The sequence below is a fragment of the Acinetobacter sp. FB genome (assembly GCF_056033405.1).
In genome coordinates this window covers 2,882,975-2,905,701 of the sequence record NZ_CM148502.1, presented here as the reverse complement: position 1 = coordinate 2,905,701, position 22,727 = coordinate 2,882,975, and the positions used below count along the sequence as shown (strand labels likewise).

Sequence of the window (22,727 nt, the reverse complement as noted above, 5' to 3'; positions counted from 1 at the left end):
TCCATTTTTTATTTTTTGTAGGTCGCAAACTCGAAAGCAATATTTGATTTTTCATCAATGTGTTGTTCTGAGTTTACTTTGCGAAAATCCTCAGAGATTTTTGGGTAATGTGCATCACCTTGTACATCTAGATCAACATGGGTTAATTCAAGACGATCAGCAATTGCGAGGGTCTGGGTAAAAATCTCTCCACCTCCAATAATAAATAAAGATGCTTTTTCAGAGTGTTGTACGTCTGTAAGTGCATGAGTTAAAGCATCTTCAATGCTATGAGCAACCTTAACACCCTCAAATTGCCATTCTAAATCACGCGTGATGACCCAATTCACTCGATTGGGAAGAGCACGCCCCATAGACTCCAAAGTTTTACGCCCCATCAGTACAACACCGCCTTGGGTAATCGCTTTAAAGTGTTTGAGATCAGCTGAGATATGCCACGGTAAAGCATTGCCCTTGCCAATACAGTTGTTTTTATCCATTGCGACTACGTGGACAACTTCAATACCTTGCCATGCCATTTTATATTCTCTCTGATCGATTTAAACTGCGACGGGTGCTTTAATAGCAGGGTGTGACTCATAGCCAATAATTTGGATATCCTCAAATTTAAAGTCAAAAATATCAGTAATTTCGGGATTGAGTTTTAATTGACATAAGGGTAGAGGCTCACGTGTAAGCTGCAATTGTGCTTGCTCAAAGTGATTGGCGTATAAATGAGTATCACCACCTGTCCAAACAAAGTCTCCTACACCTAAGCCGCAAACTTGAGCAATCATATGTGTAAGTAGGGCGTAACTGGCAATATTAAATGGCACGCCTAGAAAAACATCTGCGCTCCGTTGATACAACTGGCATGATAGTTTGTTATCTTGTACGAAAAACTGAAACAGGGTATGGCAAGGTGGTAAAGCAACTTTAGCAGCTTCATTTGGGTTCCAACCCGAGACGATCAAACGACGTGAATTGGGATTAGTTTTAATTTCATTCACAAGCCATTGAATCTGATCAAAACCATTTTGCTGATAGCTACCATCTTCATTTTGAGTTGCGCCAAAGTTACGCCATTGATGCCCATAAACAGGACCAAGTTCACCCTCAGGGCGACCAAAACGTGCAGTTTGTTCCGCGGTTGCCCATTCATCCCAAATGCTGACTTTATTATCTTTGAGATACTGAACGTTGGTATCACCTTTCAGAAACCATAGTAGTTCAATCACGATAGAGCGAAAGTGTACTTTCTTGGTCGTTAATAGTGGAAAACCTTTAGAAAGATCAAAACGCATTTGATGACCAAATACTGAACGTGTACCCGTACCTGTACGATCGCCTTTATCGCCGCCATTGTCGAGGATATGTTGTAAGAGGTTCAGGTATGTTTGCATCTTCACGCCTATCTTTGCTTTTAATCGCGCTGATTTTATCAGAATTTATGTGATAAATATCTTTTCAATTTTGGCGACATTGATTGTCGCAGTTTAATCCTTATGCTCTATTCCAATATAGCTGATTGTTTTATATTAGATTCTATAAATAACGACATGGATAATGAGTACAATGAATTTTAAAGTAGAAAGTTTGCCGAACAGTTTGCAGCCATTCTTAGAAAAAATTTCAGCTACTATTTTGCCAACAGTAACTTTACAGCTCAGTTCAAACGATGCCTTGACTGTATGGCAAAGTAAGATTGGGGGAGAACCGTACCTACCTTTAGATACTGCTTATCCTTTAGATTCTAATGGCAATCCTCTTGCTTTATTGGCCCAATTTAATTTTGCGGAAATTCCAAGTTTACCTAATTTTCCAGACAAGGGGATTTTGCAGTTCTATATTGCTGCAAATGATTTGTACGGGATGAATTTCGACGACCAACAGCAGCAATCTGGTTTTAGGGTTTTGTACTTTGATCAAGTGATTGAGGATGCATCACAATTAAAACAGGACTTTTCTGATTTTGAGTTGGGTGAAGAGGATTATTTACCTTTTATTGGACAATACTCGATTGAATTTACCTTAACTACGCAACCAATCAGTTTGGGTGATTTCGCTTTTGCGCCGAAAATCTTAGGGACTGAAGACCTTTATGGTTTTGAAGATCAATTTGAGGGTGGTGATTTTGAAAATGATTTCATTGAACCTTATCATGAACTTTTATCTGTAAGTGGGCACCGTTTAGGCGGTTATCCATTTTTTACCCAAACTGATCCACGTCAATATAATGCAAATATTCAGGATTATATTCTACTATTTCAGTTGGATAGCGAAGATGCAGAGAATGAGATTATGTGGGGAGATTCAGGTGTTGGGAATTTCTTTATTCACCCTGAAGACTTAAAGAAGCGAGATTTTTCTAAAGTATTGTATAACTGGGATTGTTACTAAATAAAAAAAGCGGATGATCACTCATCCGCTTTTTTATTTTAAAAACTTATTCACTGATGAAGGTAACTTTGCCATCAGTCAAAGACTCAACACGCGCTAAAGATTCAACACGATAGCCTTTTTCAAGTAACACATCACGACCTGGTTGGAATGACTTTTCAATCACGATACCCACACCAACAACCTCAGCATTTGCTTGGTGAATCAAATCGATTAAACCTAATGCCGCTTGACCATTTGCCAAGAAGTCGTCAATCACAAGCGCCTTATCTGTTGCGTTAAGATGCTTGTTAGAGATCGCGATAGTGCTTTCAGTTTGTTTGGTGAAAGAGAACACTTTAGAACGGTAAAGATCATCTTTGAGTGTTAAAGATTGGTATTTACGCGCGAAAATTACTGGAACACCAAGCTCCAAGCCAGTCATGATTGCAGGTGCAATTCCAGAAGCTTCGATCGTAATAATTTTAGTAATGCCAGCATCTTTAAAACGAGCAGCAAACTCTTTACCAATCTGTTGCATTAACACGGGGTCAATTTGATGATTTAAGAAAGCATCAACTTTCAAAACCTGATCAGATAGAACGATACCTTCATTTAAGATTTTCTGTTCTAAAGCGTACACGGGAGAATCCTCTAAACGGATGCTTTTTCAAGCAAAGGCATATTTTAAAAAGCATCTAAAAAATTGCAAGCTAAAATTGACCAGATGGTTAGTTGGTTTTGCCTGAATAGCCTGTTAATAATAAGCCATAAGAAGATTTACCATCATTATGTGCCATTTTGACAGGTAGATAATCAAGTTTTGGTGCTAACCAAAATACCGTATTACGTTCTGGTTTATCGTGTTGCATAACGACTTTAATGGTGCTGAATGTCCCATAATTGGTTTTGATGGTTTCCGTGCCTTGCTTAACAAAACGGCGTTCATCTAAGGCTTTTGCATCAGCAATTAAATATTTGGTTCTAAGGGAATTACTTTTTAAATCCTCACGGATTTGCAATTCAGCATTCAGTTCATCTAACGCACCTGCTTGCCATGGGAATGAGCGGGCGGTGTCATCTTTTTTCGTATTCACAACTTTAGTGTTTGGATTAAAGTTAATACTCATCGTATTACTGTGAATTAAGATTTTGCTGCTGCGGCTAAACTTTTGTGAAGTAATTTTATTATCCACAAAGCTAAATTGACTCGTTTCCGAGGCTGAGGCAATTCCGCCTGCTTTTGCGCTAAACTGATAGGTCCAATTATTTCCTTGTTGCGAAAGTGTACGTGTCGCTGAACCGAGGTTTTTGTTGTTGTAGCTAAATTGATAGCTTGCTTGGAAAGGTGCCATTGCTAGAGCATGACTAGACATGCTGACACTGAACAGGGCAGCCGACGTAATACTCACTACTTTCAATAATTTCTTTGTCATCACGCTATATATCCTTTGAATGATCATCAATAAGTAATCATTCATTTATCATTAAGATTTATGATTATTATGCCTGTAGATTATGAAGAAAAAATCAGGTTTTTTACTCAATGCTTGTTAATTTTTCGTATAAATCATGATGGTATTTGAGTAAGTGGCATAAATCTGAAATTCATACCACCCTATTCAATACGATTATTTTCTAGTGTCTTTTTGCTGAATTGGCGTGACTTCTGTGTCATCTAATCCTTCTTCATCAAAGTCATCTTCATTTGGCGGATACAAAATGGCAGCCAAATTGACGTTCCCCCAAACAATCAGTTCGGCTGGACGGACTCTGGCGCGGTTTACATGAACTTTGCTCAGCGTTTCAATAATACTCGGTTTCTTTTTAAACCAGCGATTTAAATCTAAATAAAGCAATTCATCTTTGACTGAAACAACTTCAAAATGCTCCAAGATTTTTCCTAGAGGATCTTCATCACGAAATTTTTGGTAATACCAAATCGCAATATAAAATCCCCATTTTTGGAAAATATTCTTAAATGATGCTTCAATCACTTGTGTATTACTAATTTGTTCGAACACCATCAGTTGAACATCTTTATTCATTTCCATTTGAATAAGTTTTAAATCAACGGATAAGGTGGTATGTAGCCCTTTAACATCAATCGTGGAATATAAACGTAGCCATCCATCATATAGATCAGCGTGTAGATCTTGAATAATTCCAACTTTTTCTGTGACATAACGCTCCATTGTCGCATTCACAAATACCTGTGAAAGTGCAAATTCTCTTTCTTCTTCAATGAATTCTTCTGCTTTTTGGTAAACTTTACGTAGACGTTTAACAACGGATGAAATTAGCGTTTGCATAAAAGTTGTTCCAGAAAGTGAATTGATTATAGATTTTTTGATGTTTCTAACCGAACTCAATCATCAACAAATCTGACTGCAATACCACGATCTTTGTATTAGCTAAAAAATAAAAATAAATTTCTGACTTGCAGTGTAGCAAAATTAATTGCTACATTTTCATAAAATGATGGTACGGAAACACTGTGACTATAAGTGGATCACATTTTTTTAATATTTTGAATATTAGTTTGGTTTTATACGGTGATTGCTGTTGGGGATGAGACATATTTTGTCGCTTGAATGCCATGTGGAATAAAAGAAATTTTCGTTCAGTACTGTCCCCTTACTGGTGGCAAGATCCAATTTTTATCGGGGCAGTTGCGTTAGCGATGCTTCTACATGGTGCTGTGCTTGCAATTCAGTTCGCAATGCCATCACCTACAGATACATCAACCAAAGAAATCGCAGTTACGGTTCGTACAAGTCAAGAAAAAGTCAAAGATGCCGACTTCTTGGCGCAAGCTGATCAAAAAGGTTCAGGTGACTTTCGTGAAGCACATCGTATGTCGAGTGATATGCCAGCTTCGATGGAAGCAGATGCGACAACAGGGGAGTCAGAGCTCGAAAGTTTAGAGAAAGTCCAGCAAAAACGAGAATTAAAATTTGAAGAAAAAGTGCTCATGACGGTTTTAAGCTGGCAGAAGCAAGCAGAGCAAACTGAACGTAAAAAAACCTTAGATGAGTTACAGAGTCAATTTCAAGCCAAAGCCGCGATGGTTGCGAGTTTGGAAGCACAATATTTACAACGTCAGCAAAATTTTAGTCGTAAACAACGTATTAAAACAGTAGATGGGATTCAGGCAAAACAAGATGCATCAGCAGCTTATCTTGATAAATTTCGTCAAAAAGTTGAACTATACGGTAATCGTTATTATCCAGATGAAGCGAAACAACAACATTTATCGGGTGAAGTGCGTTTAATGGTCATTTTGAATGCTGAAGGTGGGATTCGTGCAATTCGTCTTATAGAAAGTTCTGGACATCCTATTTTAGATGAAGCAGCAAAAGCTTCGGTGCGCCGCGGAGCACCTTTTGGACCCTTTGATAATAATATGAAAAAGGACATTTCTGAATTACGAATTATTCGAACATGGCGCTTTGATCCTGTCGATGCGGAATTTGAAGTACATTAAAAAAGTGTACTTCTTTTTATCGTATTTTATAAATTAAATAAAAATTATAAAAATCAATGTGTTAATTTTTTAAAAAATAAATAATTTAAATTATTAAATAAAAAACAAACAATTGAGTTTAATTGTTAAAACTTGAATTGATAATAAAAACAATTATCATTTGCAATATCTTTATTTTTGGAAATGTGTGCATCCTTGTTTATTGCTTTTCGGGGGAATGAGGTGCGTATTTCCAAATGTTCCGTATGATCAAGGACAATCTCTCCATGTACCTATCTGTCAGCTCGAAAATATTTAAAACACATCCACTTATGTTCGCTATGTCGGTATTACTGCCATCATTTGCATACGCTGAGTCAACCAGTCAAACCACTCAGTTACCTACCATTAGCATAAAAGCTGAAAGTGGAAAGTCTAAGGATGCTTATACAAGCGAAACGACATCTACGGCTTTACCTTTAGATCTTAAATTAAAAGAGATTCCTCAGGCCATTTCAGTTGTTACACAACAACGTATACAAGATCAAGGTTTGACCACATTGGTTGAGGTTGCTGAAAATGTAACGGGGTTGTCTGTAAATCGCTATGAGACAAATCGTGGTGGATTATATTCAAGAGGCTTTGTTGTTGATAATTATATAATTGATGGGATTCCGACCTCCTATACTTTGCCGTGGTCATCAGGTGAAATTTTTGCAAGTACGGCAATTTATGATCATATTGATATTGTACGTGGTGCAACAGGTTTAACCACTGGAACAGGAAATCCTTCTGCTGCAATCAATATGGTACGCAAGCGTGCAACAAGTGATGTACCTACGGCCAATATTGAGGTCAGTGGAGGCAGTTGGAACAATCATCGTGTGATGGGGGATGTCGCGAATAGTTTAAATGAATCAGGTTCATTGCGTGGACGTGCAATAGCGCAATATGAGCAAGGAGATAGTTTTACTGACTTATTGAGTAAAGAGCGTTTAACCTTAATGCTTACAGGTGAGGCGGATTTAACAGATTCGACATTGTTGTCAGCAGGTGTGAGTTATCAAGAAGATGACCCTCGTGGACCGATGTGGGGTGGCTTACCAGTATTCTTCAGCGATGGTACGCGCACAAATCTAGCTAAAGGTACGACAACAACCCAAGACTGGACTCGCTGGAATGTTAAATATACCAATTGGTTTGCTGATTTAACGCAAAAAATTAACCAAGACTGGAATGTTAAATTTTCCTATGCACATGGCAAAAGAGAAGCGGATTCAAAACTATTTTATGTTTCTGGGAACCCCGATAAAACAACAGGCTTAGGTTTATCTGGCTTTGCAGGTTCCTATAAAGTGAATGTTGATCAAGATAATGCGACCTTACAATTAGATGGGAAGTTTGATCTGTTTGGACGAAATCATAAAGTTGTCGCAGGATATCAATATTCAAATCAAGACTTCGAAGCCTTAGGACGATCTGGTACAACGCAAACTCCTGAAAGCATTTATGATTGGAATACTGCGCTGCCAGAACCTATATGGAGTGCATGGGCACCTTCAGAAAGTTATCAAGTTAAACAAAATGCAATTTTTGCAGCTACACAGCTTTCTCTACTCGATCCACTGAAGTTAATTGTTGGTGGTCGGGTGACTGATTATGAAAAAGATTTAGGTTCAAAGGCTCCTAAGATTAAATATGAACATGAATTTATTCCTTATGCAGGATTGGTGTATGACATTCATCCCAATTATTCAGCTTATGTAAGCTATACCAGTATTTTTCAGCCCCAGGATGAAAAAGATATTAACAATAACTATCTTAAGCCAATTGAGGGTAAGAGCACCGAAATTGGATTGAAATCATCATGGTTTGATGATCGTTTGAGTGGCTCTTTAGCTCTTTTCAATATTCAACAAGATCATCTTGCTCAAGCAGTCGGCCAAATCACTCGACCAAATGGAACTTTAGAAACATATTATCGAGCTGCTGAGGGGGCAAAAAGTAAAGGTTTTGAACTTGAGTTGAGTGGTCGACTTACACCGAATTGGAATATTACTGCTGGATATAGTCAATATAAAGCAACAGAAGAAAACGGAGCGGATATCAATACGCAATTGCCGCGCAAGCTCATTCAAACATACACAACTTATCAGCTTCCGGGGCAATGGGATGCTTTAAGTATTGGAGGAGGGATTAATTGGCAAAGCAAGACTTATATTGTTGCTTCAAATGCACCAGTTGGTGCAGATCCTCGTATTGAACAAGGTGCCTATGCTTTGGTTAATTTAATGGCTAAATATAAAATTAACCAAGATTTTTCAGCACAATTAAATATTAATAATCTATTTGATAAGGATTATTATGGCGTATTCCCTGCTTATGGCCAAATTACTCAAGGCGCACCACGTAACGCAACATTAACCTTACGTTATCAATTTTAAAAATAAGAATTAAAAAAACGGCTGAATTCAGCCGTTTTTTTGTTGAAGATGTGGATAAGTTTACATCTATTCACAAGCTATTTTGATTTGAATAAGCACGTTCAACTGTGCAGATTTCCACAGTAAAATTCTGATACCATTTTTCTTTACCCAAACGCTGAGCAACTAAATGTTCTGCATCGCGTTGCCACTGCTTGATATCTTCAAGGCTATGCCAGTAAGACAACGCAATTTCAAAACCATTTTCACTACACGCTTCAAATTTGACACAGTTAAATTGACTCAAGGCTTTATTTCTCAGCTTTTGTGCCATTTCAGAGTAAGTTGCATCAAGTTGTTTGATCGTGGCTTTAAAAATAACGATATACATAGTGTTTTAAATTAGCTTTCATCGGCTTGATAAGGATTGGCAATCCCTAGTTTTTTTAGAATCTCAATTTCTAAAGCTTCCATTTCTTCTGCTTCAGCTTCACTGGTTTCATGATCGTAGCCCAGTAAATGTAAAATGCCATGAACCAGTAAATGGGTGAAATGATCAATAGGTGTTTTTTGCTGTTCAGAGGCTTCTTGTAAAACCACAGGGATACAAATCACCAAGTCACCTAAAGGTTCAGCATCCAATACGTTGAGCATTTCTTCAGGAATATCGCTTGGAAAAGACAATACATTGGTCGGTTTGTCTTTTTCACGATATTGCAGATTCAGCTCATGGCTTTCTGCGAGGTCAACGCAGGCAATTCCGATTTCGCAATCTACGTCGAAACCGACATGACGGAGTGTGGTTTCAATCTGCTTTTTAATTTGACCACGTTTTAGTGGTAATTCATTTGCTTGAAAGTCTTGTTGAAGACTTAAATTGATTTTCAAAATAGATCCTTAAAATCGTCCCCCTGATATGCGATTAAAGTATTGCAATAAAAGGGGGAGTGAGGGGGATTTTTAAATGTGTTGCGCATCTGCCGCAGAATCATTTTCTGCAATCAATGCTTCTTGTTTGGCTTTGCGTTCAGCACGAGCTTCAGCAGACAGGCGTTGCTGTTCACTGTCCCAACCTTCGTAGGCCTCAACAATTTTTTGTACCAATTGATGTCGCACCACATCACGGGAATGGAAACGAGTGATATGAATTTCATGTACATTTTCCAGTACACGTAATGCTTGTGCTAAGCCCGATTGTTGCCCACGAGGTAAGTCAACCTGTGTCACGTCACCTGTAATCACAGCACGCGAACCAAACCCTAAACGGGTAAGGAACATTTTCATCTGTTCTGGTGTGGTATTTTGTGCTTCATCTAAAATGACGAATGAGTGGTTCAGCGTACGTCCGCGCATGTAGGCAAGCGGAGCAACCTCAATCACTTGGCGTTCAATCAGTTTGGCCACTTTTTCAAAGCCCAGCATTTCATAGAGAGCATCGTAAAGTGGACGTAAGTAGGGATCGATTTTTTGAGTCAAATCACCCGGTAGAAAACCGAGTTTCTCACCAGCTTCAACCGCAGGACGAACCAGTAAGATTCGTTGGATTTCATTGCGTTCTAACATATCCACTGCAGCAGCAACAGCCAGATAGGTTTTACCTGTCCCTGCTGGGCCAATACCGAAGGAAATATCACTTTGTAAAATACGTTGTACATAACGCTTTTGATTGGCACCACGAGGATTGATTCGCCCTTTGCGGGTCTGTAACCAAACGCTATCTAAGCCTGTATGTTCTTGTTCCGAATCATCCATGAAATCACGATCTGTCTGTGAACCTTGGATCATCAAATGTAAAACATCGGCACTGATTTGTGAGGAAATTTCTGATTCTTGATAAAGCCGTTGCAATAGTGCTTCGGCTCTTTCAACTGTTTCTATATCACCGTCTAGATAAAAGGCATCGCCTCGGTGAGTAATTTTGACATCTAAACGTTGTTCGATTTGTTTTAAATGCCCGTTATACGCACCGAGCATGCTTTTCAAACGTTCCATGGAAATTTCAGGGAACGTTACTGTACGTCGAATCGCTGCAGTCAAGAGAAACCCTTTTTGTTGACTTGTAAGAATACCCTTACATTACGCCACGTCAGGTTCAAGATTCAAGAGTTCACCATAAACTAAATTTAAAGTTTTAATTTCAGTGATCTCAATCTCTGCGAAACGTCCAACCCATGTCGCATCACCGATAAATGTAACCAACCGAGTATTGTCTGCTGTGCCCACCAATACATTTGGATCTTTATCAGATACTTTTTCAATCAAGACACGTTCAACTTTACCGAGCATGGCATCAGTTTTATCAATACTGGATTGCTTGATCACTTCTTGTACTTGTGCAAGGCGATCTTTTTTCACTTGATCAGGGGTGCTGTCTGGTAAGTCAGATGCAGGTGTTCCCGGACGTTTTGAGTAAACAAAACTATATGAATGATCAAAATCTAAATCTTTAATAAACTGTAATGTTTCCGCAAAGTGTTCATCTGTTTCACCAGGGAAACCAATAATGAAGTCGCTAGATAAATGCATATCTGGGCGGACTTTACGTAATTTGGCAATTTTATCGATGTAGACATCAATAGTGTGGTTACGCTTCATGGCTTGCAGTACATCGTTTGAACCACTTTGTACTGGTAGATGTAAATGTGAAACCATTTGTGGTAAATCACGATAGCATTGAATTAAATCATCAGAAAATTCAAGCGGATGAGAAGTCGTATAGCGTAAACGTCCAATACCCGGAATTTCTGCAACTAAACGCAGCAGTTCAGGGAAAGTGCAAATTTCACCTTCAAACGTTTCACCACGATAGCCGTTCACGTTTTGACCGAGCAAGCTAATCTCACGCACGCCTTTTTCAGCTAAGCCCGCAATTTCAGCCAATACATCATCGAGTGGACGAGAAACCTCTTCACCACGAGTATAAGGTACGACACAGAATGAACAGTATTTAGAACAACCTTCCATGATTGAAACGAATGCTTTAAAGCCTTCCACACGTGGCTCAGGCAAAAAGTCGAACTTTTCAATATCAGGGAAAGAAATATCAACCAGCTTGATTTTTTCTTTCTTTGGCTTTTCAACTTGAGCTTGATGTTGATCCAACATTTGTGGCAAACGATGCAAAGTTTGTGGACCAAATACCATATCGACGTATGGCGCGCGTTTTTGAATGTTGTCACCTTCTTGAGAGGCAACGCAGCCACCGACACCAATCACCAGATCAGGATTCTGTTCTTTGAGTTTACGCCAACGACCTAAGCCACTGAACACTTTCTCTTGTGCTTTTTCGCGAATTGAGCAGGTGTTCATGAGCAGAATGTCTGCATCATTTGGATTGTCGGTGAGTACATAACCATGTGAATCACCCAATAAATCTGCCATACGATGACTGTCATACTCATTCATCTGACACCCTTGCGTTTCAATATATAGCTTTTTAATTGAAACATCAGTGGTGTGCGTTGGCTGGATAACAGTGTTTTCTGAAGCAGCTTTTACAGCACTTGGAATGAATGTTTGAACCGTCATGCAGGCTCCTAAACAAGGTGGATTTAAACAAACCGCGGATTATAGCAGTATTTTTGCAAGAACGCAGAGAATAAAAAACTGACAAAAATGGACAGTTTATGAATAAAATTGGATGAATTTTAATGAATATGAATCAGTAAGTTACATAACACAACAATAGTTGGAACTTAGACTTATTACACTATAATGGCGGGCAAAATTGAGCAAACGTATTGATGAAGATGAATAAACATCCCCAATTTATAACAATGGTTAGCAATAAAGTGAATAATAAGAAAAGCTTCCGTCGACTTGTTGCTATGGGAGGCGTGGTGATCTGCTCATCTGTATATGCTCTAGACGAACAATTTAATGATGCTCTACGTGCTGCAAGTTCTGGCAATATTGCATTGCTCGATCAATATCAATATGAAATGCAAAATGATGTATTAGGTTATTACCCTGAGTATTGGAAATTGAATACCAACCTAGGGCTACAACCTGCTTCTTCAATTATCGCTTTTGCGCAACGTTATCCGCAATCAGCGATGGCTGAAAAATTAGCAGCAGATTATGTCGAAGAAAAAGTAAGACAAGCCAGTTTTAATGAAGCAAAACCTGTACTCAGCTATGTCACTAATCCTGACCAAGAAGAGAGTTGTGCGGTTGCACAAGTCCGTGCCAAAACGGGTGATAGTCTGGTTTTTGCTGAATATAAAGATATTTGGTTAACAACAAGTACACAGCCTGAATCGTGTAATGGTTTAGGGCGACTGATGTTATCTAGTCCTCTGATGACTGTTCAAGATCGTCAACAACGACTTTGGGGACAACTGCGAGCAGGTCAATCTGGTTTAGCGATTGCGACCGCCCAAACTATAGGTCTGGATTTGTCCTTGGCTCAGTTGAATCAGATCCAAGCCAATCCATTAGCATATTTATGGAATGCTCCTAAAGCCAGCGATGCTGATTATGCATATTTAATTTTTGCATTGGGACGTGTCGCAGACAGTGATTTCACCAATGCTTTAGGAAATATTCAGCGTGTTGCACAAGATACTCCTCAACCTGTACAAAAATATTTATATCGTACGGTAGGTTATGTGGGGGGGACGACGGTCATGAAGAATGGCTTTAACCGTGAAGTGTTAAATGCCTATGATCAAAGTTATGGTTATCCATTTAGCCCAGAAGAAGCAGAAATTTATGCACGTCAAGCGATTCGATTTGGCGCATGGGAAAGTTTGATTCGTGCAATTGATGCGATGTCAATCACGCAGAAACAAGAAGATCGTTGGCAGTACTGGCTTGCTCGAGCATCTGAGCAGCGCTCAGATGCTACTTCAAAGCAAGCTGCTCAACAGATTTACCGTAAACTGGCACAAAGTGGAGATGATTATCATAACTTGCTAGCCAAAGATCGTTTAGGTGAACGTTATAATCATCAGCCTTATAACGAGCAACCAAGTTCACAAGATATTCAACGTTTAAACCAAAATATCCACTTTAAACGTGCATTTGCGTTAAAAAATATTGATGCACCAGCAAATTATATTAATCGTGAATGGAATTGGGCAGTCCGCCAAGCGTATTTGCAGCATGATGATGGTTTACTTTTGGCTGCCGCTAAGCAAGCGCATGATATTGGTTGGTATGACCGAGCAATCTATGCCGCAGACCGTACGACCTCGCGCCATAATGATACTTATCGTTATACAACACCACACCGTAGTAATGTCACGAGTCACAGTTACAATGCTGGTATTGATCCAGCTTGGGCATATGGTTTAATGCGCCAAGAAAGTCGGTTTGTTACATCAGCACGTTCACATGTGGGCGCAGGTGGTTTAATGCAAATTATGCCGAATACTGCAAAGTTAGTTGCACGCCAAATGGGTGAAACTTATAACCCAGCGGCTCTAAGTGAAATGAATACCAATATTCGTTATGGGACATACTATCTGTCAATGATTCAAAGCCAGCTGAGTGGCAATGCTGTATTAGCAACAGCAGGTTACAATGCTGGTCCAAATCGTGCAAAACGATGGCAGCCAGATTTTCAAACCATGGCGGCTGATCAATACACAGAAACTATTCCATTGTTGGAAACACGTGACTACGTCAAACATGTGATGACCAATGCGACGCATTATGGTGTTGTGTTAGGGTTAGGCGCGCAATCCTTAGAAAAAAGGATGGGAACAATACCTGTGCGCAATGAACCTTAAAGAAACAAAGACATTTAATTTGAAACAATGAAGTTTTTATATTTGATGAAATTTATGAATTTATTCAAGGGACGGTTAGTTCGATCACTGCAGATCTTGATCTGTTACTTGGTCATGTCACTTGCTGCGCCGTTACATGCTGCAGAGAACCCTGATATTTCGGGTTATGTGATGCATGTTCAAATGACTCCCGCAGCTTGTTCCTTTGATTCATCAAGACAAAAACAGCGTAAATGTTTAGAAGGTTATTCTCTTACTATCGCAAGCTTATTGCCAGAAGTTCCTTTAAATCGGGATTGTTCCACTAAAACTTCTGCGAAATTATCTCCCTTACAAGCTAAAGTTGTGGCGCGTGTAATGCCCGATGAAAATGCACGTGTGCAACTCTGGCAAGATGTTGGAGGGTGTATGTCGATGAATGCCAGTCAATATTTTAGAACGATTATTAATTTTGCTGAGCGCTTAAAAGTACCTGCTGATTTGACGAGTCCGAATACCATTGAAGTGCAAAAAGAAAACCTTCGACAACAATTTATGAAATTAAACCCGTCATTACCTCCTACAGGAATTCGCTTTACCTGCCAGTCTTCAAAATTTGATTCCATTTTGACTGAGATTCGGGTGTGTTATCAAAAAAATGGGCAATACAAACAATGCGCAAGTCATATTGTGACGGGATGTCCAAATGAATTTACAATTAAAGGCAGTTATTAAGCTTTTTCTTCACTTAATTTGTATTTTCTATCAGACTTTTGTTGAAATCCATTCTCTTTTAAATGCATCTGTGTTTGCTTTAGAGTACAATATTTGCCGTTTATGATAATTCGATTGAACCACTTTAGCGTTCAATTGTGCAAACGCATCTCATTGGAGAATATCACATGAAGCAACCCGTTCGTGTTGCCGTTACAGGCGCTGCAGGTCAAATTGGTTATAGCTTATTATTCCGTATCGCAAGCGGTGAAATGTTAGGTAAAGATCAACCTGTAATTTTACAATTGCTTGAAGTTCCTTTTGAGAAAGCTCAACAAGCGCTTAAAGGCGTAATGATGGAACTTGATGACTGTGCTTTCCCTTTATTGGCAGGCATGATCGGGACTGATGATCCTAAAGTTGCATTTAAAGATGCTGACTATGCTTTATTAGTTGGTTCACGTCCACGTGGTCCAGGTATGGAACGTGCTGACTTATTAAAAGTAAATGGCGAAATCTTTATTGGTCAAGGTCAAGCACTTAACGAAGTTGCTAGCCGTGACGTTAAAGTATTGGTTGTAGGTAACCCTGCTAATACCAATGCATACATCGCAATGAAATCTGCTCCAGATCTTCCAGCGAAAAACTTTACAGCAATGTTACGTCTTGACCACAACCGTGCGTTAACTCAACTTGCTCAAAAAGCTGGTGTTGCAGTTTCTGATATCGAAAACATGACTGTTTGGGGTAACCACTCTCCAACAATGTATGCTGATTACCGTTTTGCAACTGCAAATGGTGTAGGCTTAAAAGACAAAATCAACGATGCGGCTTGGAACAAAGATGTATTCCTTCCTACAGTTGGTAAACGTGGTGCTGCGATCATCGAAGCGCGTGGTTTGTCTTCAGCTGCTTCAGCTGCGAATGCTGCAATCGATCATATGCGTGATTGGGCATTAGGTACAAATGGTCAATGGGTAACTATGGGTATTCCTTCTGACGGTTCTTATGGTATTCCAGAAGGCGTTATGTTTGGTTTCCCTGTAACAACTGAAAACGGTGAATACAAAATCGTTCAAGGTTTAGAAATCGACGAGTTCAGCCGTGAGCGTATCAACTTCACGTTAAATGAACTTGAAGAAGAACGTGCTGCAATTGCAGACATGTTGAACTAATTTATCAGTTTGATAGATTGAAAAAGCACCTTTCATAAGGTGCTTTTTTTATGCTAAGTTCACACAAAAAACAACAAGAAAATATAGACATCTTTCTGTATGTTAGCAGTATTACTGTTAAATTATTTCTATTAAGTAACTTGTTTGGGAGAATAATAATGTTTGAACAGCAACCGACATTGGAGCTTTTATTTGAACAATTGGGGCTTGGGGCAGATGATGCTGCAATTGAAAGTTTTGTGAAAACGCATCAGCTCAGTGCTGACCAGAAATTGCATGAAGCTGAGTTCTGGAGCGCAGGTCAGCGAGATTTTCTAAAAAGTCATTGGGACAAAGATGATGAATGGGCCATTGTGATTGATGAACTGAATCAACAGTTGCATGTAGACAGTACCAAGTAATGATTCAGTAAAAATAAAGCTCACATCAGTGAGCTTTATTCCGTAATAGGGTACTAAACCATTCTTCTTTACGGACTTCACCAAAAGCAGGATGAAGCTGCAATAACTCTAAATCATGTTCTAAGCAAGATACGTATTTCGTTAGCCAATGCCGTGTTAATGCTGGTTCTTGCTTCGCAGCTGACGCATAAGCCAAGAAGAAATAAATCTCTAAGTGTTCTGTATATGCCAAAGGTTTAAGAATTTGCTGTGTAATTAAAGCAAAACGCTGCTCTTTGGTTAGCTCAAAGTAAATCATATATGCTTTAGCTAAACATAAAGACAAATTCAAATACAAACTTAATGGCATTTCATCATATTCAATACGTGCTTGTTCAAGCAGTACGATTGCTTCCTGTAAGAAGTGTAATTGTTCTTGACGTACATGGCTGAGTACGACTAGCTGTAAACGCAGATCAGCACGCTCTAAAGCAAGTTCAGGACTATTGTTCTCTAAAAAGAGTTGGTCAGTTTCACCAATTCGTGCAATGACTTGTTTCGTCTCATTCGACATGTATTGATCCAGAATCATCAGTTATGCCTAGGTATATAAGGCTGTTTTCAGGAATTTAAAGGGCTTAGCTCTGATTCCAGATTGAGCCTCCACTGCGTAACCATGCAGTAATCGACAAGCGCTGGTGTTTTGAGCGTAGAACCTCATGTAATAAATCGCTCTGGAAAATCGCCAGACGATTAGGCGAGGGTTGGATAATATGCCATTGACCATTTTTATCCTGCAAGCGTAATTGACCGCCCCAATCTTCCTGCCAATCTTTATGTAGATAAAAAACGGTTGAAATCATTCGGTCATTTTTTTGTTGAGGATTATCACGATGTAAAGCATAAAATTCACCCGCGTTATAGCAGGCAAAATGTGCTTCTACTTCTTTAATCCCAAGATAAAACTCCTGATTTAACGCTTGTGAGAACTCTTCTAAAGCTTGGATATGCTGTTGGGCAACCGGTAATTGGCCATCAATCCATAGAATATGGTCACTACGGATATGACTGACAACGCCGTTTTGTACTCCTGCTGCTCTGAATTCAGCAAGATGGGTGCTACATTCTTGTACTAGCGATTCCACATATTCAGCCGAGTAGACATCATCAATTAGAGCAAAACCAAATTCATTTAAATCATCTAAAATTTGATTTAAGTTCCATGAACTTGTGAAAGAGGTTTGTTGCATAGAACTCCAGTTCATTAATAAGTTGATTACAGTGCAATTTTAGATGATCACATCAACGCTAAAGAATACTTTTTTCTTTCATGTTAAACTATCCTTTGAATTGAGGAATAATTGTCAACATGAATTACCGTCACCATTTCCATGCGGGTAACTTTGCCGATGTTATGAAGCATGTACTTTTGCTTCAACTGCTCGCTCGTTTAAATGCTAAAGATAAACCTTATCGATATATCGATACCCATGGTGGTGCAGGTAAATATGATTTATCTACGTCTGAAGCACAAAAATCAGGTGAGTTTTTAACGGGTATCCATCGTTTGGTCAAGCTTGATGATTCGATTAAACGTAATGCACCTGAAGGCATAAAACAATATCTTAAAATTGTTGAAGATATGCGTGCAGGTTCAGGTAAAGGCGCTTATCCAGGTTCACCTTGGTTTGCGCTTGAAGGCATGCGTGATATTGATAAAGCAACTATATTTGAAATGCAGCGTGATGTGTTTCAACAATTGTATTTTAATATTCGCGATAAACGTGCGGGCTTGCATGAGCGTGATTTTTATGAAGGCCTGATGGGTGTTATTCCGCCTAAAGAAAAACGTGGATTGGTCATGATTGACCCACCATACGAAATCGAGCGTAAAGATTTTCCACAATTGGTTGAAATACTCCAAGCCGCACATAAAAAATGGCCAACGGGTGTATTTGCAGTGTGGTATCCAATCAAAGATCGCGCCATGATTGAACGTTTTGAAAAGAAAATGTTCAAAACAGGAATTCGTCGCCAATTAATTTGTGAAATTTGTGTTTGGCCTGATGACACGCCAGTTGGCTTGAATGGTTGTGGTTTACTTGTAATTAACCCACCTTGGAAATTCTCTGAAGATGCAGACCAAGCCTTACAATGGCTATTCCCGCATTTACGTATGAGTGAAAATGGTGGTCATGCCGCTGTGCGTTGGTTGGTGGGTGAATAACCCATCTCGCCACTAAAGAAGTCAAAATATTCTCGAGGAATTGAAAATAATGACAAATTCTCTTAAACCTGATGCTGATTTAAATAAAGAAGATCATTCTTTTGATGGCATCACCTTTGAAGTAGAAGAAGAAGAACAAACGCATGAAGGGCAAAAAGTAAAACGCCGTGGTATTTATTTATGGCCTAATCTTATTACTACAGCAGCGTTGCTTTCTGGTTTTTACTCCATTATTGCGAGTATGAACGGCAACTTTAATCAGGCGATTTACGCAATCTTTTTAGCTGCATTACTTGATGGATTAGATGGTCGAGTTGCACGCGCAATCGGTGCACAAAGTGCATTTGGTGAGCAGTATGATTCACTTTCTGACTTATTAGCTTTTGGTGTTGCACCAGCAATTTTGATGTATAGCTGGAGTTTGCATGACCTTGGACGTATAGGTCTAGCCTGCTGTTTTATTTATACTGCATGTGCTGCATTTCGTTTAGCACGTTTTAATGTGCAAATTGGTGTGGTGGATAAGCGTTACTTTATTGGAATTGCGAGCCCATTAGCTGCTGTTACTGTGATTTCAGTGGTGTGGGTCGGTCGTGATTTCCCATTTGTTTTTGATTTAAAAGATATTGTAATTCAAGTAATCAACTCCGTTGTAATGGTTGGAGTTGGTTTGCTTATGATTTCAAATATCAAATACTATTCATTTAAACAAATGGATCGTAAACGTGTGCCTTTTGTTGTGATGCTGCCTGTGGTCTTGATTTTTGCCGCAATCACGTACAACATTCCAGTAGGGATCTTGATTGTATGCATTCTTTATGTACTTTCAGGCTTTGTAACGACTTTATTTGCAAAAAAGAATGAAGCAAAAATAATAACTTAGAAAAGAGAGGTTCAGTATGCCAATATTGATGAATAACAATCAATTAAAGCGGCTGAACCTCAATAAGTCAGAAGCTTTAACATTTTATCCGCCAAAAGGCTTATTTAAAATTGTTTATCAAGCTTTAATTCTGCCGAATTTACCTGAACCCTTTCATTACTTAAATTTTATTAGTCTAATCGGTCAACCTCGCATTCCGATTTGTTATAACGCCAGTGCTATTACTACGACGGCAATTGATACTGCGACCGTTTTGGTCAGTAGTAGCGCATCGACTGTTGGACATCTCAAAAGTTATAGTGCCAAAGAGCAGTGTCAATTAGAGCAAGACCGTTATCAATTTTTAGATGTAGATCAAATCCAAGTTGATTTCCCAAATTATTATTTTAAGCGTGATGATGAGGAGCTCAGTTGCCAACTCAAAGTGAATATTGGGACTGAAATAGAAAATCATTCAGCTTTGCAATGGGGGATTGGTGATTATTGGTATGTGCGTTGCCAATGTGAAGGGGAAATCACCTATAAAAAACAAAAGTATCGAATTGAAGCGCAAGGTATTTTAAAACATGCTAGAGCCATTTATTTACCTTTTATAGCCTTCCACTTTTTTACCTATCAAATCATTCAGGTTAATGCAGATTTGCAAATTATTTTGTCCGAACTCAGAAACCAGTGGAATAGCATTATTTTTTCTCGGATTGAAATTCAGTCGAATGAACAGCAATCTCGACTTTATGATGATCAAGTCATTTTTGATGTCAGCCGTGTTTATCCAAAAGTTCAAACACCCAATGGTCGTGATATGTATTTACCTAGGGACTTCATTTGGCAATATTCAGAAAAGGATATGGTTGTCTTTCAACTAACAGCACAAAGTCGAGGTGATTATAAATTTGGTTTGGCAGCAGGTTATGTGGGCAGCTTTCACTATCAACTCTGCTGGAACAATGAAAGTTATGAGGGCACTGGATACTGTGAATATATCGATTGCAGACCTCTACACTGGCAAGAAAAAAATAAAACTGAGCAAATAATCGACCAAATCGCACATTTTCAGCCTTATTTGTGTAAAAAATAATCGGTTGATGCGATAAGTAAAATAAATTTGAATAAAGCCCTTGCACGAGACCTGAAATACTGTAGAATGCACATCCATCGGCGGTGATGCAGATAAAAACTTGTTGAGAAACAAGGATTTGGCTAGATTGGTTGGGTTCTTGGATTGATTGATAGGTTTTAAAAATATCTAAATTACCTGTTGACTTTAAGATAAATTAGAGTAACATAGCCGACCTAGCTTGATGATGACGAATCATCAAGAAGATCATTAAGAGAATAGAAGAACAACTTGTGTGGATTTTTACTGGTTGATCGATCGAAAATATTTCATTGATTGAATGGTAGAAATTTCTCGAAGTTTATTTGAGCGAATTTTTAGTCAGAAAATTGATGAGCCAAGATTTGTAGCCATAAGCTACTAATGATTTTAAACTGAAGAGTTTGATCATGGCTCAGATTGAACGCTGGCGGCAGGCTTAACACATGCAAGTCGAGCGGAGATGAGGTGCTTGCACCTTATCTTAGCGGCGGACGGGTGAGTAATGCTTAGGAATCTGCCATTTAGTGGGGGACAACATTCCGAAAGGAATGCTAATACCGCATACGTCCTACGGGAGAAAGCAGGGGATCTTCGGACCTTGCGCTAAATGATGAGCCTAAGTCGGATTAGCTAGTTGGTGGGGTAAAGGCCTACCAAGGCGACGATCTGTAGCGGGTCTGAGAGGATGATCCGCCACACTGGGACTGAGACACGGCCCAGACTCCTACGGGAGGCAGCAGTGGGGAATATTGGACAATGGGCGGAAGCCTGATCCAGCCATGCCGCGTGTGTGAAGAAGGCCTTTTGGTTGTAAAGCACTTTAAGCGAGGAGGAGGCTACTAGTACTAATACTACTGGATAGTGGACGTTACTCGCAGAATAAGCACCGGCTAACTCTGTGCCAGCAGCCGCGGTAATACAGAGGGTGCGAGCGTTAATCGGATTTACTGGGCGTAAAGCGTGCGTAGGCGGCTTTTTAAGTCGGATGTGAAATCCCCGAGCTTAACTTGGGAATTGCATTCGATACTGGGAAGCTAGAGTATGGGAGAGGATGGTAGAATTCCAGGTGTAGCGGTGAAATGCGTAGAGATCTGGAGGAATACCGATGGCGAAGGCAGCCATCTGGCCTAATACTGACGCTGAGGTACGAAAGCATGGGGAGCAAACAGGATTAGATACCCTGGTAGTCCATGCCGTAAACGATGTCTACTAGCCGTTGGGGCCTTTGAGGCTTTAGTGGCGCAGCTAACGCGATAAGTAGACCGCCTGGGGAGTACGGTCGCAAGACTAAAACTCAAATGAATTGACGGGGGCCCGCACAAGCGGTGGAGCATGTGGTTTAATTCGATGCAACGCGAAGAACCTTACCTGGCCTTGACATACTAGAAACTTTCCAGAGATGGATTGGTGCCTTCGGGAATCTAGATACAGGTGCTGCATGGCTGTCGTCAGCTCGTGTCGTGAGATGTTGGGTTAAGTCCCGCAACGAGCGCAACCCTTTTCCTTACTTGCCAGCATTTCGGATGGGAACTTTAAGGATACTGCCAGTGACAAACTGGAGGAAGGCGGGGACGACGTCAAGTCATCATGGCCCTTACGGCCAGGGCTACACACGTGCTACAATGGTCGGTACAAAGGGTTGCTACCTAGCGATAGGATGCTAATCTCAAAAAGCCGATCGTAGTCCGGATTGGAGTCTGCAACTCGACTCCATGAAGTCGGAATCGCTAGTAATCGCGGATCAGAATGCCGCGGTGAATACGTTCCCGGGCCTTGTACACACCGCCCGTCACACCATGGGAGTTTGTTGCACCAGAAGTAGGTAGTCTAACCGCAAGGAGGACGCTTACCACGGTGTGGCCGATGACTGGGGTGAAGTCGTAACAAGGTAGCCGTAGGGGAACCTGCGGCTGGATCACCTCCTTAACGAAAGATTGGTGACTGGTAAGAATCCACAACAAGTTGTTCTTCGAAGATGTATCTGAGGGTCTGTAGCTCAGTTGGTTAGAGCACACGCTTGATAAGCGTGGGGTCACAAGTTCAAGTCTTGTCAGACCCACCAAATCTGATTGTAGTAGCTTAGATTGAAAGATATGTCGTTCATTAAGTGATAAGCTGGGGACTTAGCTTAGTTGGTAGAGCGCCTGCTTTGCACGCAGGAGGTCAGGAGTTCGACTCTCCTAGTCTCCACCATGAATTAAAAGAGTTTGTAAAAACGAACTTAATTCAAAGCTAAGAAGATTATAGAGTTTAGTGAATACAGTCCAAGTTGACTGGTTTATTAATCT

The 22,727-nt window shown here is 39.8% G+C and carries 21 protein-coding genes, 2 tRNA genes and 1 rRNA gene; 13 read left to right on the top strand and 11 right to left on the bottom strand.

What is annotated here, in order from left to right:
• Nucleotides 1-8: 8 nt before the first annotated feature.
• Nucleotides 9-518 (bottom strand): dihydrofolate reductase, encoded by a 510-nt coding sequence (locus AC0JIQ_RS13840; protein ID WP_050042181.1) that lies wholly within the window; start codon nucleotides 516-518, stop codon nucleotides 9-11.
• A 21-nt stretch (nucleotides 519-539) separates the two neighbouring features.
• Nucleotides 540-1,382, bottom strand: coding sequence for a thymidylate synthase (thyA, locus tag AC0JIQ_RS13835; RefSeq protein WP_336938535.1), 843 nt, complete (start codon nucleotides 1,380-1,382; stop codon nucleotides 540-542).
• Nucleotides 1,383-1,554: 172 nt separating this feature from the next.
• On the opposite strand from thyA, the gene AC0JIQ_RS13830 reads away from it, so the two are divergent.
• Entirely contained in the window at nucleotides 1,555-2,379 is an 825-nt protein-coding gene (locus tag AC0JIQ_RS13830) for a YwqG family protein (protein ID WP_474201975.1), read from the top strand.
• A 46-nt stretch (nucleotides 2,380-2,425) separates the two neighbouring features.
• Here the strand turns inward: AC0JIQ_RS13830 and AC0JIQ_RS13825 are convergent, their stop codons facing one another.
• The 3 genes from AC0JIQ_RS13825 to AC0JIQ_RS13815 form a co-directional block, all read right to left on the bottom strand.
• Complete coding sequence (locus AC0JIQ_RS13825) at nucleotides 2,426-3,001, bottom strand: xanthine phosphoribosyltransferase (RefSeq protein WP_004658926.1); 576 nt, start codon at nucleotides 2,999-3,001, stop codon at nucleotides 2,426-2,428.
• Nucleotides 3,002-3,089: 88 nt separating this feature from the next.
• A complete protein-coding gene (locus tag AC0JIQ_RS13820) occupies nucleotides 3,090-3,794 on the bottom strand; it encodes a DUF3108 domain-containing protein (protein WP_005162415.1) in 705 nt (234 codons plus the stop codon).
• Between the two features lie 195 nt (nucleotides 3,795-3,989).
• The gene (locus AC0JIQ_RS13815; protein WP_004658922.1) at nucleotides 3,990-4,670 is read right to left on the bottom strand and encodes a hypothetical protein; all 681 of its coding nucleotides are present in this window, start codon (nucleotides 4,668-4,670) and stop codon (nucleotides 3,990-3,992) included.
• Between the two features lie 287 nt (nucleotides 4,671-4,957).
• Between AC0JIQ_RS13815 and AC0JIQ_RS13810 the strand changes: the two genes are divergently transcribed.
• Together AC0JIQ_RS13810 and AC0JIQ_RS13805 are read left to right on the top strand one after the other, a co-directional pair.
• Complete coding sequence (locus tag AC0JIQ_RS13810) at nucleotides 4,958-5,845, top strand: energy transducer TonB (RefSeq protein WP_474201974.1); 888 nt, start codon at nucleotides 4,958-4,960, stop codon at nucleotides 5,843-5,845.
• 266 nt (nucleotides 5,846-6,111) lie between these two features.
• Nucleotides 6,112-8,268 (top strand): TonB-dependent siderophore receptor, encoded by a 2,157-nt coding sequence (locus AC0JIQ_RS13805; RefSeq protein WP_474201973.1) that lies wholly within the window; start codon nucleotides 6,112-6,114, stop codon nucleotides 8,266-8,268.
• Between the two features lie 70 nt (nucleotides 8,269-8,338).
• Here AC0JIQ_RS13805 and AC0JIQ_RS13800 read toward each other — a convergent pair whose 3' ends face one another.
• The 4 genes from AC0JIQ_RS13800 to miaB form a co-directional block, all read right to left on the bottom strand.
• Nucleotides 8,339-8,638, bottom strand: a complete 300-nt coding sequence (locus AC0JIQ_RS13800) for an antibiotic biosynthesis monooxygenase family protein (protein WP_474201972.1) — start codon at nucleotides 8,636-8,638, stop codon at nucleotides 8,339-8,341.
• A gap of 11 nt (nucleotides 8,639-8,649) precedes the next feature.
• Nucleotides 8,650-9,135, bottom strand: coding sequence for an rRNA maturation RNase YbeY (gene ybeY / locus AC0JIQ_RS13795; RefSeq protein WP_474201971.1), 486 nt, complete (start codon nucleotides 9,133-9,135; stop codon nucleotides 8,650-8,652).
• 72 nt (nucleotides 9,136-9,207) lie between these two features.
• Nucleotides 9,208-10,284, bottom strand: coding sequence for a PhoH family protein (locus AC0JIQ_RS13790; RefSeq protein WP_005218240.1), 1,077 nt, complete (start codon nucleotides 10,282-10,284; stop codon nucleotides 9,208-9,210).
• A 39-nt stretch (nucleotides 10,285-10,323) separates the two neighbouring features.
• Nucleotides 10,324-11,775: a tRNA (N6-isopentenyl adenosine(37)-C2)-methylthiotransferase MiaB gene (gene miaB, locus AC0JIQ_RS13785; RefSeq protein ID WP_474201970.1), complete on the bottom strand. Its 1,452-nt coding sequence runs from the start codon at nucleotides 11,773-11,775 to the stop codon at nucleotides 10,324-10,326.
• A gap of 299 nt (nucleotides 11,776-12,074) precedes the next feature.
• On the opposite strand from miaB, the gene AC0JIQ_RS13780 reads away from it, so the two are divergent.
• From AC0JIQ_RS13780 to AC0JIQ_RS13765, 4 genes are all read left to right on the top strand, one after another.
• Nucleotides 12,075-13,982, top strand: coding sequence for a lytic transglycosylase domain-containing protein (locus AC0JIQ_RS13780; protein ID WP_474203271.1), 1,908 nt, complete (start codon nucleotides 12,075-12,077; stop codon nucleotides 13,980-13,982).
• A gap of 27 nt (nucleotides 13,983-14,009) precedes the next feature.
• Entirely contained in the window at nucleotides 14,010-14,696 is a 687-nt protein-coding gene (locus tag AC0JIQ_RS13775) for a ribonuclease T2 family protein (RefSeq protein WP_004658910.1), read from the top strand.
• Between the two features lie 167 nt (nucleotides 14,697-14,863).
• Nucleotides 14,864-15,850: a malate dehydrogenase gene (locus AC0JIQ_RS13770; RefSeq protein WP_004658908.1), complete on the top strand. Its 987-nt coding sequence runs from the start codon at nucleotides 14,864-14,866 to the stop codon at nucleotides 15,848-15,850.
• 158 nt (nucleotides 15,851-16,008) lie between these two features.
• Nucleotides 16,009-16,251 carry a DUF2789 family protein gene (locus AC0JIQ_RS13765; protein ID WP_241283369.1) on the top strand — a complete coding sequence of 81 codons (243 nt, stop codon included), beginning with the start codon at nucleotides 16,009-16,011 and terminating at the stop codon, nucleotides 16,249-16,251.
• Nucleotides 16,252-16,276: 25 nt separating this feature from the next.
• Here AC0JIQ_RS13765 and AC0JIQ_RS13760 read toward each other — a convergent pair whose 3' ends face one another.
• Both AC0JIQ_RS13760 and AC0JIQ_RS13755 read right to left on the bottom strand, forming a co-directional pair.
• Nucleotides 16,277-16,804 carry a hypothetical protein gene (locus tag AC0JIQ_RS13760; RefSeq protein ID WP_046738040.1) on the bottom strand — a complete coding sequence of 176 codons (528 nt, stop codon included), beginning with the start codon at nucleotides 16,802-16,804 and terminating at the stop codon, nucleotides 16,277-16,279.
• 64 nt (nucleotides 16,805-16,868) lie between these two features.
• Nucleotides 16,869-17,480 (bottom strand): 2OG-Fe(II) oxygenase, encoded by a 612-nt coding sequence (locus AC0JIQ_RS13755; RefSeq protein ID WP_346511213.1) that lies wholly within the window; start codon nucleotides 17,478-17,480, stop codon nucleotides 16,869-16,871.
• A gap of 119 nt (nucleotides 17,481-17,599) precedes the next feature.
• Here AC0JIQ_RS13755 and AC0JIQ_RS13750 point away from each other — a divergent pair, with 119 nt between their 5' ends.
• The 6 genes from AC0JIQ_RS13750 (at nucleotide 17,600) to AC0JIQ_RS13725 (ending at nucleotide 22,632) form a co-directional block, all read left to right on the top strand.
• Nucleotides 17,600-18,457: a 23S rRNA (adenine(2030)-N(6))-methyltransferase RlmJ gene (locus AC0JIQ_RS13750; protein ID WP_004658904.1), complete on the top strand. Its 858-nt coding sequence runs from the start codon at nucleotides 17,600-17,602 to the stop codon at nucleotides 18,455-18,457.
• Nucleotides 18,458-18,506: 49 nt separating this feature from the next.
• Nucleotides 18,507-19,340 (top strand): CDP-diacylglycerol--serine O-phosphatidyltransferase, encoded by an 834-nt coding sequence (gene pssA, locus AC0JIQ_RS13745; protein ID WP_005218223.1) that lies wholly within the window; start codon nucleotides 18,507-18,509, stop codon nucleotides 19,338-19,340.
• Between the two features lie 16 nt (nucleotides 19,341-19,356).
• Nucleotides 19,357-20,418, top strand: a complete 1,062-nt coding sequence (locus AC0JIQ_RS13740; RefSeq protein ID WP_346511211.1) for a DUF6670 family protein — start codon at nucleotides 19,357-19,359, stop codon at nucleotides 20,416-20,418.
• A 410-nt stretch (nucleotides 20,419-20,828) separates the two neighbouring features.
• Nucleotides 20,829-22,365: ribosomal RNA gene (locus AC0JIQ_RS13735) — 16S ribosomal RNA — on the top strand.
• A 59-nt stretch (nucleotides 22,366-22,424) separates the two neighbouring features.
• Nucleotides 22,425-22,501, top strand: a tRNA-Ile gene (locus AC0JIQ_RS13730).
• Nucleotides 22,502-22,556: 55 nt separating this feature from the next.
• Nucleotides 22,557-22,632: transfer RNA gene (locus tag AC0JIQ_RS13725), tRNA-Ala, on the top strand.
• The last annotated feature ends 95 nt before the right edge of the window (nucleotides 22,633-22,727 follow it).